The sequence below is a fragment of the Rhodococcus sp. SJ-2 genome (assembly GCF_053750035.1).
Window position 1 is genome coordinate 672,348 of record NZ_CM132340.1, and the last position, 16,877, is coordinate 689,224.

At 64.9% G+C, this 16,877-nt stretch carries 13 protein-coding genes; 12 read left to right on the forward strand and 1 reads right to left on the reverse strand.

Annotated elements, in window-relative coordinates:
- Window positions 1-72: 72 nt before the first annotated feature.
- Complete coding sequence (aceA, locus tag ACSYG9_RS03185; protein WP_169686904.1) at window positions 73-1,362, reverse strand: isocitrate lyase; 1,290 nt, start codon at window positions 1,360-1,362, stop codon at window positions 73-75.
- Window positions 1,363-1,889: 527 nt separating this feature from the next.
- On the opposite strand from aceA, the gene ACSYG9_RS03190 reads away from it, so the two are divergent.
- The 12 genes from ACSYG9_RS03190 (at window position 1,890) to atzF (ending at window position 16,798) form a co-directional block, all read left to right on the forward strand.
- Window positions 1,890-3,053, forward strand: a complete 1,164-nt coding sequence (locus tag ACSYG9_RS03190) for a globin domain-containing protein (RefSeq protein ID WP_440125774.1) — start codon at window positions 1,890-1,892, stop codon at window positions 3,051-3,053.
- A 54-nt stretch (window positions 3,054-3,107) separates the two neighbouring features.
- The gene (gene ramB, locus ACSYG9_RS03195) at window positions 3,108-4,520 is read left to right on the forward strand and encodes an acetate metabolism transcriptional regulator RamB (RefSeq protein ID WP_440125775.1); all 1,413 of its coding nucleotides are present in this window, start codon (window positions 3,108-3,110) and stop codon (window positions 4,518-4,520) included.
- A 15-nt stretch (window positions 4,521-4,535) separates the two neighbouring features.
- The gene (locus ACSYG9_RS03200; RefSeq protein ID WP_440125776.1) at window positions 4,536-4,937 is read left to right on the forward strand and encodes a TIGR03618 family F420-dependent PPOX class oxidoreductase; all 402 of its coding nucleotides are present in this window, start codon (window positions 4,536-4,538) and stop codon (window positions 4,935-4,937) included.
- Window positions 4,938-5,199: 262 nt separating this feature from the next.
- A complete protein-coding gene (gene urtA / locus ACSYG9_RS03205; RefSeq protein WP_440125777.1) occupies window positions 5,200-6,468 on the forward strand; it encodes an urea ABC transporter substrate-binding protein in 1,269 nt (422 codons plus the stop codon).
- A 30-nt stretch (window positions 6,469-6,498) separates the two neighbouring features.
- Window positions 6,499-7,383 carry an urea ABC transporter permease subunit UrtB gene (gene urtB / locus ACSYG9_RS03210; RefSeq protein ID WP_454841138.1) on the forward strand — a complete coding sequence of 295 codons (885 nt, stop codon included), beginning with the start codon at window positions 6,499-6,501 and terminating at the stop codon, window positions 7,381-7,383.
- A complete protein-coding gene (gene urtC, locus ACSYG9_RS03215; RefSeq protein WP_440125779.1) occupies window positions 7,383-8,507 on the forward strand; it encodes an urea ABC transporter permease subunit UrtC in 1,125 nt (374 codons plus the stop codon). The genes urtB and urtC overlap by 1 nt, the downstream gene beginning before the upstream one ends.
- On the forward strand, window positions 8,504-9,286 hold the full coding sequence (gene urtD / locus ACSYG9_RS03220; RefSeq protein WP_454841139.1) for an urea ABC transporter ATP-binding protein UrtD: 783 nt from the start codon (window positions 8,504-8,506) through the stop codon (window positions 9,284-9,286). The genes urtC and urtD overlap by 4 nt, the downstream gene beginning before the upstream one ends.
- A gap of 1 nt (window position 9,287) precedes the next feature.
- Window positions 9,288-9,980 carry an urea ABC transporter ATP-binding subunit UrtE gene (urtE, locus tag ACSYG9_RS03225; RefSeq protein ID WP_440125781.1) on the forward strand — a complete coding sequence of 231 codons (693 nt, stop codon included), beginning with the start codon at window positions 9,288-9,290 and terminating at the stop codon, window positions 9,978-9,980.
- On the forward strand, window positions 9,980-10,666 hold the full coding sequence (locus tag ACSYG9_RS03230) for a GntR family transcriptional regulator (protein ID WP_440125782.1): 687 nt from the start codon (window positions 9,980-9,982) through the stop codon (window positions 10,664-10,666). The genes urtE and ACSYG9_RS03230 overlap by 1 nt, the downstream gene beginning before the upstream one ends.
- A 51-nt stretch (window positions 10,667-10,717) precedes the next feature.
- A complete protein-coding gene (locus ACSYG9_RS03235) occupies window positions 10,718-11,257 on the forward strand; it encodes a carboxymuconolactone decarboxylase family protein (RefSeq protein WP_440125783.1) in 540 nt (179 codons plus the stop codon).
- Between the two features lie 286 nt (window positions 11,258-11,543).
- Entirely contained in the window at window positions 11,544-15,083 is a 3,540-nt protein-coding gene (gene uca / locus ACSYG9_RS03240; RefSeq protein ID WP_454842857.1) for an urea carboxylase, read from the forward strand.
- Window positions 15,084-15,088: 5 nt separating this feature from the next.
- The gene (gene atzF, locus ACSYG9_RS03245) at window positions 15,089-16,798 is read left to right on the forward strand and encodes an allophanate hydrolase (RefSeq protein ID WP_440125784.1); all 1,710 of its coding nucleotides are present in this window, start codon (window positions 15,089-15,091) and stop codon (window positions 16,796-16,798) included.
- The last annotated feature ends 79 nt before the right edge of the window (window positions 16,799-16,877 follow it).

Consider the following 16,877-nt stretch of genomic DNA (forward strand, 5'->3'; position numbering starts at 1 on the left):
CAGGCGGCCCGCAATGCTGATTGCGGGCCGCCTGGCTGGTTCGCTGAAGCCCCGGAGAGGCGGTGCGAGCTCCTAGTGGAACTGGCCTTCTTCGGTGGAGCCCTTCAGGGCAGCCGTGGAGGTGTTCGGATCGACCGTGGTGGCGATCGAGTCGAAGTAGCCTGCGCCGACCTCACGCTGGTGCTTGATGGCGGTGAAGCCGCGCTCCTCCGCAGCCTTGAACTCGCGCTCCTGCAGGTCGACGAAGGCGGTCATGCCTTCACGGGCGTAGCCGTGGGCCAGGTCGAACATGCCGTAGTTGAGCGAGTGGAAGCCGGCGAGGGTGATGAACTGGAACTTGAAGCCCATCGCGCCAAGCTCCTTCTGGAACTTCGCGATGGTCGCGTCGTCCAGGTGAGCCTTCCAGTTGAAGGACGGCGAGCAGTTGTAGGCCAGCAGCTGGTCGGGGAACTCGCTGCGGACTGCCTCGGCGAACTTCTTGGCGACCTCGAGATCCGGCACACCGGTCTCCATCCAGATGAGGTCGGAGTACGGTGCGTATGCCTTGGCGCGGGCGATGCACGGCTCGATGCCGTTCTTGACGCCGTAGAAGCCCTCGGCCGTGCGGGTGCCGTCGAGGAACTCGCGGTCGCGCTCGTCGACGTCGGAGGTGAGCAGCGTGGCAGCCTCGGCGTCCGTGCGGGCGATGACAACCGTCGGGACGTCCGCGACGTCGGCCGCAAGGCGCGCCGAGGTCAGGGTGCGGATGTGCTGCTGGGTCGGGATGAGCACCTTGCCACCGAGGTGACCGCACTTCTTCTCCGACGCGAGCTGATCCTCCCAGTGCGAACCGGCGACGCCTGCCGCGATCATGGCCTTCTGCAGCTCGTAGACGTTGAGCGCGCCACCGAAGCCTGCCTCACCGTCGGCGACGATCGGAGCGAGCCAGTTGTCGACGGAGGTGTCACCCTCGACCTTGGCGATCTCGTCGGCGCGCAGCAGCGCATTGTTGATGCGACGAACGACCTGCGGCACCGAGTTCGCCGGGTACAGCGACTGGTCCGGGTAGGTGTGGCCGGACAGGTTGGCGTCGCCCGCGACCTGCCAGCCGGACAGGTAGATGGCCTTGAGGCCTGCGCGAACCTGCTGAACGGCCTGGTTGCCGGTGAGGGCGCCCAGCGAGTTGATGTAGTCCTCGTTGTTCACGAGGTCCCACAGGATCTCCGAACCACGACGGGCGAGGGTGGCTTCCTCGACGACGGTGCCCTGCAGCTTGACGACCTGCTCGGCCGTGTAGTTGCGGGTGATCCCCTTCCAGCGGGGGTTTGTGTCCCAGTCCTTCTGGATTTCTTCAGCGGTCCTCGGGGTGCCGGTGGTCGACATCAAAGCTCCACTCTCTAGATCTACTCCGCTCGGCGTCAGGCAGTACATTCGTACTACTTCACATCCTTTGCGGCCCATTCGGATGTACATGAAGACAATGACACACCAGAAAACGCCCCGCTACCTGTTGCTAATGCCAATCTCGGCAATTTTTACCGGCAGCTTTGCAAAGATTGCTAATCAATGGTGAGACCAACAACCGCGTCGCAAGATATGAAAGTTACCCGCCAGTAGCACTGACCTCGACTTTTGCTCCCCGCTTGCCGTTGCCCGCCGCACAACACCCCGCGACGCCCGCCACCTCGCAGAGACCCGCTACGGTTCCCCGATGTGACCTTCTTCACAACACCTCCAGGCCTGCACACGCCATGTAAATGACCTTGAAAGCACCCTGCTCAGTCGTACGATGTGCCGCACGACCGGATCGGGGCCGGTCGCGCAGAGTGCTGCGCGCCTCCTGCTTCGGTTGACATCCGCACAACCGAGGAGCAGTCATCCTTTCAGCCACGTCGCGTCCGATCGTCGAGATGACCCTGCCCGTGGTCGGGGCACACATCGGCGTGATCTCCGAGGTCTTCTACGAGAAACTGTTTGCCGCAGTCCCCTCTCTGCGCACAAACCTGTTCAACAGCGCGAATCAAGCCGATCGCTCGCAACAACAGGCACTCGCGAGCTCCGTTGCCTCCTTCGCAACGCTGCTCGTGACGCAGGAACCCGACGATATCGACGCGATCATGAGCCGAATCGCCGCCAAGCATGCGTCGCTGGGCGTGACATCCGACCTCTACGAGGTCGTGCGCACCCACCTGTTCGCTGCGATCGTGGAGGTCCTCGGCGACGCCGTCACGCCCCAGGTCGCAACGGCTTGGAACGAGGTCTACTCCCTGATGGCCAACTCCCTGGCCGAACAGGAGTCACAGCTGTACCGGCACGCGGGTGTGGCCGCCGGCCAGGTGTGGAGGCAAGCGCTGGTAGCCGCGCGCGAGTACGACGGCCAGCACTCCGCAACCCTGTTCCTGCGCCCCCTCGATGGCAAACCGTTCCGCATACATCGTCCCGGCCAATACACCTCGGTCCGCATCCGCTTCGCGGACAGGACGGAACAGATCCGCCAGTACACGGTGACCCATGGTCGCCAAACCGGTGAGTGGGCCCTGTCCATCAAACGGGTGCCGGGCGGGCTGGTGTCACCGATCCTCGTGGACCAGGTGGAGGAAGGAGACCAGCTCACCATTTCACAGCCGTTCGGCGGAGTCGTCGTCGACAGCGACGACAACCGCCCGTTGCTCCTGGTGTCTGCCGGAATCGGCGTCACCAACACCCTCGCGACACTCCAGTATCTGGCCACGTACAACCCCGGCCGGGAGGTGACCATCATCCACGTGGAGAGGTCCGCATACGAACACGTACGGCGCATCGAGTTCAGCGCGGTGGCGAAGTCACTACCCAACTCGCAGTTGTTCCTGCGCTATACCGATTTCGACGGGGAGCACGAGGACGGAAGGAACCCGCTCACCCGCGTCCCGTTACCTTCGAACGCGCAGACGTATGTGTGCGGACCGATCGACTTCATGCGGTCGATCCGTCGTGAACTGATCGGCGCAGGTCTGTCCCCGGCATCGATCCATTTCGAAGCATTCGCGCCCGGCTCATGGCTCGGCCTCGAGAGCGAGCACGCACCTGTTCCTTAGCCGTGTTGCGAACCCTACATTGCAAAGCTGGTAGAACCGCCTTACGCTGGGCGAATGGCCAAGACCTACGTCGGCGCCCGCTTGCGCCAGCTACGGACCGAGCGTGGACTCAGCCAAGCCGCACTCGCCAAGACACTCGAAATCTCTGCGAGCTATCTCAACCAGATCGAACACGACGTCCGTCCCCTGACCGTGCCGGTGCTGCTACGGATCAGCGAAGTGTTCGGCGTCGACACGACGTTCTTCTCGTCGCAGGACGATACGCGCTTGATCGCCGAGATGCGTGAGGTCGCGCTCGACCAGGAAATGGGGATCGAGGCCGACGCGCAGGAGATCGCCGAGATGGTCACCGCTCATCCCGGTCTGGCACGCGCGATGGTCAACATGCACCGCCGATTCCGCAACACCACCGCGCAGCTCGCCGCCGCGACAGAGGACCGCTACAGCGATGGCAGCGGAAGCGGTGCGATCACGATGCCGCACGAAGAAGTTCGCGACTACTTCTATCAGCGACAGAATTACCTCCACGAACTCGACACCGCCGCCGAGGAGCTCGCCAACCGGATCCGATTCCATCGAGGTGATGTCGGCGGCGAGATCGCCAAACGCATGGCTGCACTCCACGACGTACAGGTCGTCAAACGAATCGATCTCGGCGAGAACGTCCTGCACCGCTACGACCCCGAGACCCGAGTCCTCGAGATCGCACCGCAGCTGTCGGGAGGACAGCAGGTGTTCAAACTCTCGACCGAACTCGCCTACCTCGAGTGCGGCGATCTCATCGACAAGCTCGTCGACGACGGCGGCTTCACCAGCGACCCGTCGCGCACCCTCGCACGGCTCGGACTCGCCAACTACTTCGCAGCAGCACTGATCCTCCCCTATTCCCAGTTCCACGAGATCGCCGAGGACTTCCGCTACGACATCGAACGCCTCTCGGCGTTCTACGGACAGAGTTACGAAACGGTCGCGCACCGCCTTTCGACCCTGCAACGCCCGAAACTGCGCGGTGTGCCGTTCTCGTTCGTACGCGTCGACAGGGCAGGCAACATGTCCAAGCGGCAATCCGCCACCGGTTTCCACTTCTCGACGAGCGGTGGCACCTGCCCGTTGTGGAACGTGTACGAAACCTTCGCGTACCCGGGCAAGATCATGACGCAGATCGCGCAGATGCCCGACGGTCGCCGCTACCTGTGGGTCGCACGCACCGTCGAACGCCGTGCCGCGCGCTTCGGGCAGCCGTCGAAAACTTTTGCGATCGGCCTCGGCTGCGAACTACGCCATGCGCACCGGCTCGTCTACGCGGAAGGCCTCGACCTCGACGAATCGAACCCCGGCACTCCGATCGGTTCAGGCTGCCGCGTGTGCGAGCGGATGAACTGTCCGCAACGTGCGTTCCCGCCCCTCGGTAAGGACATCGACATCAACGAACACCGCAGCTCTGTCTCGCCGTACCTCGTGCGCTGAGTACTCTTTCTCCTCATGGCACGCACCCCCGACACGCTGGGCGACAAGGCCCTCGAGTTCCTCTCCGAGTACCACCTCGCGACCCTGACGACGTCGCGCAAGGACGGGACCCCGCACGTCGTCGCGGTCGGATTCACGTGGGACGCCACAACGAGGTCGGCGCGAATCATCACGTCCGAGGGCACACAGAAGGCTCTCAACGCCGAGCGCGGCGGATACGCTGCCGTCAGTCAGATAGACGGTCGACGCTGGCTGACTCTGGAAGGCCCGGCACGCGTGGCCCGCGACGCCGACTCCGTCATCGACGCCGAGCGCCGGTACGCGGCCCGCTACCGGCAACCCAGACCCAATCCTCGACGCGTCGTCATCGAAATAACGGTCGAGCGGGTCATGGGCTCCGTCCTCGAGCCTGCATAACTCCTCGCACGTAAGTTTGCCTGCCACGATCGCATTCGAATCGTGGCAGCGATGAACAGACGTAACAGCGACCGGCTTCGGACTCGCGCATCGGCCTGCTCGACACTCGCGGGCCGATGTGAGCATGTCGTAACACCGGTGTCATCAACTTCACGGAACGGTCACTGGAAGACACTCCGGCGCAACAACACCCACCTAGGGTATGGACCCACGGATACAGCGCTGTATACGCCGCCCGGTCCCCTTCCACGAAGGACACCCCATGACAGTTGCCCGAACCAAGTTCGCCACGAGCGCCGCAGCGCTGGTCGCCGTCGGCCTCACCCTCACCGCGTGCGGAAGCAAGGCGGCGGACACCTCCACAGCGAATGCATCCGTCTCTGACGGGACATCGTGCGTCGACACCTCCGGTGACAGCATCAAGATCGGTTCCTTGAACTCACTGTCCGGAACCATGGCAATCTCCGAGGTCACCGTGCGCGACTCGATTGCGCTGGCAGTAGAGCAGATCAACGCCGACGGCGGTGTGCTCGGCAAGCAGATCCAGATCGTTGCCGAAGACGGCGCGTCCGAGCCCACCGTGTTTGCCGAGAAGGCGGAGAAGCTCATCAGCTCCGACTGTGTCGCGGCGGTGTTCGGCGGTTGGACCTCGTCGAGCCGCAAAGCGATGCTTCCGGTGTTCGAGGACCGGAACTCGTTGCTGTACTACCCCGTCCAATACGAGGGGCTCGAGTCGTCGTCGAACATCTTCTACACCGGGGCGACAACCAATCAGCAGATCGTCCCCGCCCTCGACTACCTGAAGGAGCAGGGCGTGAAGTCCCTGTATCTGGTGGGTAGCGACTACGTTTTCCCGCAGACGGCCAACCGGATCATCCGCGCCTACGCCGATGCGAACGGCATCGAGATCAAGGGCGAGGACTACACCCCGCTCGGCTCGACCGACTTCTCCACCATCGTCAACAAGGTTCGCACCGCCGACGCCGATGCCGTGTTCAACACGCTCAACGGTGATTCCAACGTCGCTTTCTTCCGCGAGTACACGAACGCAGGCCTGAAGGCCGCTGACATGCCCGTCGTGTCGGTCTCGATCGCCGAAGAAGAGGTCGTGGGTATCGGCGCGCAGAACATCGAGGGCCAGCTCACCGCGTGGAACTACTACCAGACAGTCGACACGCCCGAGAACACCTCGTTCGTCGAGGCATACAAGGCGAAGTACGGTGACGCGAAGCCGACGTCCGACCCCATGGAAGCCGCCTACACCTCGGTGTTCCTGTGGAAGAACACCGTCGAGAAGGCCGGATCGTTCGATGTCGCAGCGATCCAGGAAGCGGCCGACGGGGTGAGCTTCGAGGCACCCGAAGGCACCGTGACGATCGACGGTGACAACCACCACATCACCAAGACCGCCCGCATCGGTGAGATCCGCGGTGACGGTCTGATCTACACGATCTGGGAGTCCGACGGACCGGTCGACCCCGACCCGTACCTCGAGACCTACGACTGGGCCGCATCCCTCTCCGGGAACTGACCGGTACCACCGTCGACGAGGAGTACCGATATGGATATTGTTGCAGGACAGTTGTTCACAGGATTGAGTATCGGTTCGATCCTGCTGCTGGCAGCACTGGGGCTGTCGCTGACGTTCGGTCAGATGGGCGTCATCAACATGGCCCACGGCGAATTCATCATGGCCGGTAGTTACACCGCTTTCGTGGTGCAACAGGTGATCTCGTCCGCCGGAGTCTCCCTGTTCGTTTCTCTCCTCGTCGGTTTCCTCGTCGGCGGCGCACTCGGAGTCCTCCTGGAGGTCACCCTCATCAGGCGGATGTACCACCGCCCGCTGGACACGCTGCTCGTCACCTTCGGCGTCGGTCTGCTCCTCCAGCAACTCGCCCGCGACATCTTCGGCGCACCCGCCGTCAACGTTGTTGCACCGGAATGGCTTTCCGGCGGTATCGAGATCCTCGGCGCGGTGGTCCCGAAAACCCGCCTGTTCATCCTCGTTCTCGCCACAGTGTGTGTGGTCGCCCTGATCACCACGATGAAGTACACACCGATGGGACGGCGGATCCGTGCGGTCGTGCAGAACCGCGACCTCGCGGAAACGGTCGGGATCTCGTCGCGCCGCACCGACCTGACCACCTTCTTCATCGGATCCGGACTCGCGGGCCTCGCCGGCGTGGCGTTGACGCTCATCGGATCGACCAGTCCGACCATCGGGTCCGCCTATCTCATCGACGCGTTTCTCGTCGTCGTCATCGGTGGTCTCGGCCGAATCGAAGGTGCCGTCATCGCCGCAGTCGCCCTCGGCCTGCTCAACTCGTTCATCGAGTACTCGACCACCGCCTCGATCGCGAAGGTGATCGTGTTCGTGCTCATCGTGATCTTCCTCCAGGCCCGCCCGCAGGGCCTGTTCGCGGTCAAGACAAGGAGCCTGGTCTGATGTCGATGACCTTCCACGCCCGCGACCTCACCCGCCCCGGACCCGTGCGCACCGCCGCCGGATTCACTCTCGCCGCACTGATGCTGTTCGGCGTCGCCCCCGCCGCGCTGTCCGACTTTCGCCTCGGACTGCTCGGCAAGTTCCTGTGCTTCGCGATCGTGGCCGTGGGCATCGGACTCGCGTGGGGCCGCGGCGGCATGCTCACCCTCGGTCAAGGCGTGTTCTTCGGACTCGGCGCCTATATCATGGCGATGCATCTGAAGATGGCCGACGCCGAGCTCCGCGGCGACACCGTCCCCGATTTCATGCAGATCGCAGGCATCCGCGAACTACCCGCATACTGGGTTCCGTTCTCCTCGCCCCTGGTGACCATCCTCGCGATCGCCCTGGTCCCAGCCCTCGTAGCACTGCTTCTCGGCCTCGGCGTCTTCAAACGACGCGTCAAGGGTGCCTACTTCGCGATCCTCTCGCAGGCGCTCGCCGCCGCCTTCGCGATCCTGCTCGTCGGTCAGCAGTCGACCGGAGGATCCAACGGCCTCAACCGTTTCCGAAGTTTCTTCGGTTTCGACCTGGCCGATCCCGTGAACAAACGGATGCTCTTCTTCATCGTCGCCGCGATCCTGCTCCTCGTCGTTGCCGCGACCCGGCAGCTCATGCAGTCCCGCTACGGTGAACTGCTCGTCGCAGTCCGCGACCAGGAGGAGCGAGTCCGATTCCTCGGATACGACCCCGCCAACATCAAGGTGGTCGCTTACACCGTGGCCGCATTCTTCGCCGGGATCGCAGGCGCGATGTTCGTTCCGATCGTAGGCATCATCTCCCCCGCCGACATCGGGATCGTCCCCTCGATCGCCTTCCTCATCGGTGTCGCGATCGGCGGCCGCACCACTTTGCTCGGCCCCGTCCTCGGTGCGATCGGGGTCGCATGGGCCCAAACCGCCCTGTCCGAGAGCTTCCCGTCGGCTTGGACCTACGCTCAGGCACTCCTGTTCATCGTCGTCATCGGTTTCTTTCCCGCGGGGATCGCCGGGCTCGCCAAGCTCCGCCGACGTCGCGCGAAGGCGGATTCCACCGACGACCCGACGACGTCCTCGTCCGAACCCGAATTGGAGCCTGCCCGATGAGCGCACCCGAATACGGCGGCAACGCAGGTATGTCCGCCGAGTACCTCGAAATCTGCGACCTGCGTGTCGAATTCGACGGGTTCACTGCCGTCGACGGCGTCGACCTGACGCTGTTCCAGGGCGACCTGCGGTTCCTCATCGGCCCCAACGGCGCAGGCAAGACGACACTCGTCGACGCTGTCACCGGTCTCGTCTCCGCGACCGGGTCGGTCACCAGATCCGGTATCGAACTGCTCGGCAGAAAGACTCACAAGATCGCGCGTCTCGGCGTCGGCCGCACCTTCCAGACCGCGTCGGTGTTCGAGGAACTGTCGGTGCTGCAGAATCTCGACATCGCCGCAGGCGCAGGCCGCTCACCGTGGCAGCTGCTCCGCCGACGCAAGGAGGTCCTGCCCGAGATCGAGCAGGCCCTCGAGACGATCGGCCTCACCACACACCGCGATACACCCGCAGGGATCCTCGCCCACGGCCAGAAGCAGTGGCTCGAGATCGGGATGCTGCTCGTGCAGAACGCCGACGTGCTCCTCCTCGACGAGCCTGTCGCAGGTATGAGCGGCGAGGAACGCGAAGAGACCGGGCAATTGCTCCGCCGAATCGGCGCGCAGCGCACCGTGGTCGTCGTCGAACACGACATGGACTTCATGCGCGCGTTCGCGACCTCGGTGACGGTGCTCGCCCGCGGAAAGGTCATCGCCGACGGCACCGTCGACGAAGTACAGAACAACCCGCAGGTCCAGGAGGTCTACCTCGGGACCACCGCCGCAGCACAGGAGGCGTGAGATGCTCGAATTCGTCGACGTGCATGTCGCATACGGACGCACAGAGATCATCCACGGACTGTCCCTCGAAGTCCCCTCCGACGGAGTGGTCGCGGTGATGGGCCACAACGGCGCAGGCAAGACGACGCTGCTGCGTGCCGCGGTCGGGTTGTTGCCCGTCACGCGAGGAAAGATCCTCTTCGACGGCGAGGACATCACAGGACTGCGCCCCGCCGCCCGTGTTGCGCGCGGACTCGCGTACGTGCCGCAGGGCCAGCAGTCGTTCGGTCAGCTCACCTGTTCCGAGAACCTGCAGGTCGTCGCCGACGGACGCAGGAACGGCAGGAACCTGATCGCGAATATGCTCGATCTCTTCCCTGCTCTCGTCCCGCTTCTCGACCAGCGCGCAGGTCTTCTATCCGGCGGCCAGCGACAACAACTCGCCATCGCCCGAGCGCTCATCACCGAGCCGCGCATGCTCATTCTCGATGAACCCACCGAGGGCATCCAGCCGTCGGTCGTCGCGGAGATCGAGAACACCATCGTCGAGCTGAGCCGCTCGGGCGACCTCGGCGTGCTGCTCGTCGAACAGCACATCGGATTCGCGCTCGACAACGCCCTGCGCTACTACGTCGTCGAGTCCGGCCGCGTCACTTCCACCGGCGCCGGTGGCACCGAGGCCGCACGCACCGTGCGTGAAGCGATGGCGATCTGATGACAACCGCAACTCACCGCGATCGGGTATATCGATCGTTGCGCGACGACCTGATGTCCGGCGCCTTGGCAGCGGACGAGCGACTCGGCGAGGAGAAGCTCGCGGATCGCTACGAGGTATCGCGGACACCGGTACGGGAGGCGTTGGCCAGGTTGGTCTCCGACGGGCTCGTCGAACGGCGCGCCGGTGGACTGTTCCCGTACCGTCCGCGCTTCGACGACCTTGCCGACCTGTACGAACTGCGCATCACCCTCGAACTTCACGGAATCCGCCGGGCACTCGACAATCCGGCGATCCGTCACGATCCGGCCGTCCTCGGCAAGGAACTGGACTTCTGGCACACGCTGCGTGCCGACCCGCCCGCGCCCGATGCCGGTTTCGTGGCCCTCGACGAGCGGTATCACCTGGCAGTGCTCGCAGCATCCGGAAACCGCGCGTTGTGTGACGCCCTCGCTACGGTGAACGGCAAGGTCCGGCCGGTGCGAATGTTCGATTACCTTACTCCGGACCGCATGACTGCGACCATCGACGAACACATCGAGGTGGCCGAACTACTTCTCGACGGGAAACTGGACGAAGCTCACCGGGTCCTGCTCGGCCACATCGATACCTCCAGGGCCGTCGTGATCCGACGGGCCGAGGAAGCACGCGCGATGGCCCGCTTCGCGCAAGCACTGCGGGACTGACGAGTACGTGTCGCACGTGACTGATGCGCGACGTTCGTGCACACTACGACCGTGACGCCACGAATCCAGCCCGGACGGTTGAAGGAACTCGGCCCGATCAACTGGGTTGCGTGGAAGGCACTGTCCCGCGTCGCGGGCACGGACGACGCACATCTGTTCAGCACTCTGGGCCGATCGGGCCGGCTGTTCCGGGGCTGGCTGCACTATTCGGGCATGCTGATGCCGTTCGGCAAGCTGAGCCGCTTCGAAGCGGAGATGGTCATCTTGCGTGTGGCTCACTTGCGGGCCTGCGACTACGAATTCGACCATCACACGCGCCTCGGCGCGCGAGCCGGAATCACCGACGAGATGCGCGAACGGATCGTCACCGGGCCGTCCGCAGAGAGCCTGAGCCGACGGCAGCGCGCAGTCCTGACGGCCGTGGACGAATTGGTCGGCACTCGGAACCTCACCGATGAGACGTGGTCGGCGCTCGCGCAGTTCTTCGACGACCGGCGCATGATCGAATTCTGCCTCCTTGTCACCCAGTACGACGGCCTCGCCACCACCATCGGTGTGCTTCGACTCGATCGCGATTTCGGCGGCGAGTAACGCTTCCCCCTCCTGACGTGCGGGCTATTCCTGCATCGTGCGCTCCACCCGGTATCAACGGTGACAGCTCTTCCTAACCGACGCTTTACCGCAGGAAACCGGGACGAAACACCGGGCTCATAGCGTATACAACAGTGTCCACAACGGCGGATACAGGGGTGGCACAACCACTTCTGCATTTCTCGATGTGAATCCTGTTCGCCCGCCAATTTCGAAGGAGCACGCCGTGGCATTCGGATTCGATACCCTTCTGGTCGCGAATCGCGGTGAGATCGCCTGCCGCATCATGCGCACCGCGCACCTGCTCGGGCTGAAGACGGTGGCGGTCTATTCGGATGCCGACGCATCCGCCGCACACGTCGAATCTGCCGATATGGCAGTACGTCTCGGTCCTGCGCCTGCCTCGGAATCTTATCTCCGGGCCAACCGCGTGATCGAGGCGGCACTCACTTCCGGTGCCGGCGCGATCCATCCTGGCTACGGCTTCCTCTCCGAGAATGCCGAGTTCGCCGCCGCATGCGAAGCCGCAGGCATCGTGTTCGTCGGCCCGACTGCCCACCAGCTGAGCGTGTTCGGCGACAAACACACAGCGCGCGAAGCCGCACGCGCGGTGGGAGTTCCCCTGGTCGCCGGAAGCGGGCTCCTCGCCTCCCTCGAGGACGCGCTCGCCGCGGCCGACGAAATCGGGTATCCGGTGATGCTCAAGGCCGTCGGTGGCGGCGGCGGTATCGGAATGCAGGCCTGTCTCCACCCCGACGACCTCCGCGAAGCATACGACCGCGTGCTGCGACTGGCGTCGGCGAACTTCTCGTCCTCGGGAGTCTTCCTCGAACGGTTCATCGTGCACGCCCGCCACGTCGAAGTGCAGGTCTTCGGCGACGGCCTGGGCCGCACGGTCAGCCTCGGCACGCGCGACTGCTCACTGCAGCGACGCAACCAGAAGGTGGTCGAGGAAGCACCCGCACCGAATCTGCCCGACGAACTCGTCGAGCAGATGCTCTCGTCGTCGCGGGCGCTTGCGTCATCGGTGCAGTATCGTTCCGCAGGCACGGTCGAGTTCGTATACGACACCTCGCGCGACGAAGTGTCGTTCCTCGAGATGAACACCCGCCTGCAGGTGGAACATCCGGTCACCGAAGAAGTGACCGGAGTGGATCTCGTCGAGTGGATGCTCCGGCTCGCCGGTGGCGAGGCGACGTTGCTCGACGCAATTCCGGATTCGGGGCCCGAGATCACGGGACACGCAGTGGAGGCCCGCGTGTATGCGGAAGACCCAGGACGGGAGCACCGGCCCAGTTCCGGCTTGCTCACGCACGTCGAGTTCCCCGCGCACACCCGCGTCGAGACCTGGGTCGATACCGGTACCGAGGTCAGCTCTTTCTACGATCCGATGATCGCGAAGGTGATCGTACGCGGCGAATCACGCCGCACCGCGTTCGCCGGACTGGCAGAAGCCCTCGACGACACCAGCGTGTACGGCGTGCAGACGAATCTTTCTCTGCTGCAGCAGATCTGTTCTGATGAATCGGTCCTGCGCGCCGAGCACAGCACGGCAACACTCGCGGGTGTCTCCGGCATCGGACGTCGGATCGACGTGCTGCGCGCAGGCACCATGACCACCGTTCAGGACTTTCCGGGGCGAACGGGATTGTGGGAGGTCGGGATTCCCCCGTCCGGGCCGATGGACGACCTGTCGTTTCGCGCTGCGAACATCGCGGTCGGCAATGTCGAAGGTGCTCCGGGATTCGAATGCACGCTCCAGGGACCGCGACTGAGCTTCTCGGACGACACCATCGTGTGCGTAACCGGAGCGCCGGCCGACGTCACGCTCGACGGTGAGCCCGTGCCCATGTGGGAACCGATCGCGGTCTCCGCTGGTGCGGTGCTCGACGTCGGAACCCCGGCCGACGCTGGCCTGCGCACCTATGTGGCGGTGCGCGGCGGCCTCGATGTGCCACTCGTCCACGGCAGCGCCGCCACCTTCACGCTCGGCGGTTTCGGTGGACCGACCGGCGCGGCGGTCGCTACCGGTGACGTGCTGGGCCTTGCGGACCCCACCGCAGCCGCCGCTCCGGCACCCGTACCCGCAGACCGCCGACCCGAGTTCGCTCACACCTGGCATCTTGCTGTCACCGAAGGCCCCCAGCCCGCGCCCGACTACTTCACCCGCGAGGACATGGCGCAGTTCTACGACACGACATGGACGGTGCAGGCGCACGCGAACAGGACAGGACTCCGGCTGGATGGTCCCAAGCCCGCCTGGTCGCGCAGCGATGGCGGCGATGCCGGACTGCATCCGTCGAATCTGCACGACAATCCGTACAGTATCGGGGCACTCAACGTCTCCGGCGATACACCGATCCTGTTGGGACCCGATGGGCCGAGCCTCGGCGGTTTCGCGTGTCCCCTCACCGTGGTGTCGGGACATCGCTGGAAGCTCGGCCAGATCCGTCCGGGCGATTCGGTGCGGTTCGTGCCGGTCTCCGATGAGGACGCCATCGCTCTCCGGCACGGCGCGAACTGCACCGTCGATGTGCCACCGTTCGCACCGCGCACGACTCTCGACGGCGGACGCCTCGGCCACTTCGACTCGATGTTCGACAGGCCCGAGGTGGTGTACCTGCGCGGCGGCGACGACAACATCCTTGTCGAGTACGGCGAGAGGACTCTCGATCTCGGCCTGCGTATGCGGGTCCACGCATTGTCCGAAGCGCTCACCGCAACGCAAGCGTCCGGCATCATCGACGTCACCCCGGGTGTGCGGTCGTTGCACATCCATTTCGACCCGGACGTCCTCCCCCAGTACCGGTTGCTCGGCGTACTCCAGGATCTCGAAGCCGAACTGCCGCCGACCCATGATCTCGTGGTGCCCAGCCGCACCGTCCGGCTGCCGCTGTCGTTCGACGATCCGTCCATCTCCGAGGCGCTGTCCCGCTATCGCAGCGGCGTGCGCGACAGCGCGCCGTGGCTCCCCTCCAACATCGAGTTCATCCGCCGCATCAACGGTCTCGGGTCGGTGGACGAGGTTCGCGACACCGTGTTCGATGCCGAGTATCTCGTTCTCGGTCTCGGTGACGTGTATCTCGGTGCGCCTCTGGCAGTTCCGCTCGATCCTCGGCATCGGCTCGTGACCACCAAGTACAACCCGGCCCGGACGTGGACACCGTCGGATGCCGTGGGCATCGGCGGCAAGTACCTGTGCGTCTACGGAATGGAGTCGCCGGGCGGCTATCAGCTCGTCGGCCGTACGGTGCCGATCTGGTCCGGCTACCGGCAGTCGGGGCCGTTCGAGGACGGCAAACCCTGGCTGTTCCGGTTCTTCGACCGCATCGTCTGGGAGCCCGTCTCCCCGGAGCAATTGCTCGAGTACCGGGCTGCCTCGGCGGCCGGACGCTTCGACGCCGACATCTCGGAGGGAACGTTCGCATTGGCCGACCATCTCCGATTCCTGGAGAACAACGCCGAGTCCATCGCGGAGTTCGACGCGAAGCAGTCCGCCGCATTCGAGATCGAGAAGAAAGCGTGGCACGACTCCGGCGAGTTCGACCGCATCGAAACCGTGCCGATCGAGGTCTCCACCACGGTCGACCCGCTTACCGGAATGCCCGACGGGTCCACCGTCGTCGCGGCGTCGCTCGTCGGCAACGTATGGCGCGTCGAGGTCGCCGAAGGTGAGATCGTCGGCCTCGACACCACCGTCGTGATCCTCGAGGCCATGAAGCTCGAGATGCCCATCCGCAGTGAGCGGGCAGGAACAGTCCTGAAGGTACTCGTCACACCGGGCGCGAGGGTCGCGCCGGGCACCCCCCTTCTCGTGATCGGATAGAGCCCATGACCACCGATTTCGTCACTTCCACCGCGACCGACCGCGTGCGACGCGCGCTGGCCAGGATCGAGGAGGTCGACCGCCCGGAGGTGTGGATCACCCTGCGCGATGCAGCCGACCTCCTCGCCGACGCCGCCGCTGTGGACGCACGTGTCGCGGCCGACGAGTCGCTTCCACTCGCGGGCCTCGTGGTCGCGGTGAAGGACAACGTGGATGTCGCCGGCCTGCCGACCACCGCGGGATGCCCCGAGTTCGCGTACACACCGCAGACGACTGCATCGGGCGTCACCCGGCTCGTCGACGCGGGTGCGGTGGTACTCGGGAAGACCAATCTCGACCAGTTCGCAACGGGTCTCGTGGGAACCCGCAGCCCGTACGGTGCGGTGCGGTGTGCATGGGATACCGAGCGCATTTCCGGCGGGTCCAGTTCGGGTTCTGCGGCTGCTGTGGCCCTGGGCATCGCCGACATCGGGATCGGCACCGACACCGCCGGTTCGGGGCGCGTGCCTGCGGCCCTGCACGGCATCGTCGGCATCAAGGCCACGCTGGGAGTGATTCCGACCCACGGTGTGGTGCCCGCGTGCGTCGACTACGACTGCCTCACCGTCTTCGCCGACTCGCTCGACCTCGCGACACGCGCAGCTGCCGCGATGGCAGCACCGGACGAACGCGACCCGCGTAGCCGCACGTGGCCCGCTGACGTACCGCTTGCAGCTCCCGCACAGATCCGGCTCGCGGTGCCCCGGCCGGAAGACCTCGTCGCCCTGTGCGCCGAGTACCGCGACGCGTTCGACGCGACCGTGCGCGAGGCCTGCCGCTCGGGCATCGAGGTCACCGAGGTCGACATCTCACCGCTCCTCGAGGCCGCAACCCTGCTGTATGACGGAGCCCTGGTTGCCGAACGGTATGCGGCAGTAGGCAGGTTTCTCGAAACCGAGCGGGCAGGTGCCGATCCCACGGTTGCCGCAATCGTCTCGTCTGCAGCGCGCCCCTCCGCACACGAACTGGTCTCCGACCTCGACTCCCTGGTCTATACGCGGACATATGCGCGCGTGCTGCTGGACGGCTTCGACGGCCTGTTGCTTCCGACCACTACCGAGCATCCGACGATCGCTGCGGTTCAGAGTGAACCGGTGGCCATCAATCGCCGGATGGGTACGTACACCAACTTCTGCAACCTGCTCGACATGGCTGCGGTTGCGGTGCCCGGCGCCGTCACATCCGAAGGCCATCCGTTCGGGGTGATGGTGGTGGTGCCCGGGTTCGACGATCAAGTGGCGATCGACATCGCGGCGCGCCTCACCGGTGTGGAAGCACCGCAGTTCGTCGACGCAGGCGTCGAAATTGTGGTATTCGGAGCCCACCTGCGGGGTCAGCCATTGTACTTCCAGCTGGAGGCCATCGGCGCCCGCTTCTCCGAGCAGGTGCACACCTCGGACGCGTACCGGCTGATGGCGCTGAACACCACCCCGCCGAAGCCCGGCCTGGTGCGACACGGCGGCGGTGAGGGCGCCGCGATCGCCGGTGAGCTGTTCCGCGTGTCCGAGGCCGGGCTCGGCAGGTTCCTCTCGACTCTGCCCGCACCGATGACTCTCACGAGCGTCGAACTCTCGGACGGCCGCTGGGTCGTCGGATTCGGTTGCACCCACGACGCATCCGCCGATGCACTCGACATCACCGGATTCGGCGGTTGGTTGGCCTATACGACGAGCTGACGGCCACGCCGTGTCGGTCTCATGTGCCGGTCGTACGGTCCGAGGCAGGCCGCTCGCCGTTGTTCGAGCCAGATGACGA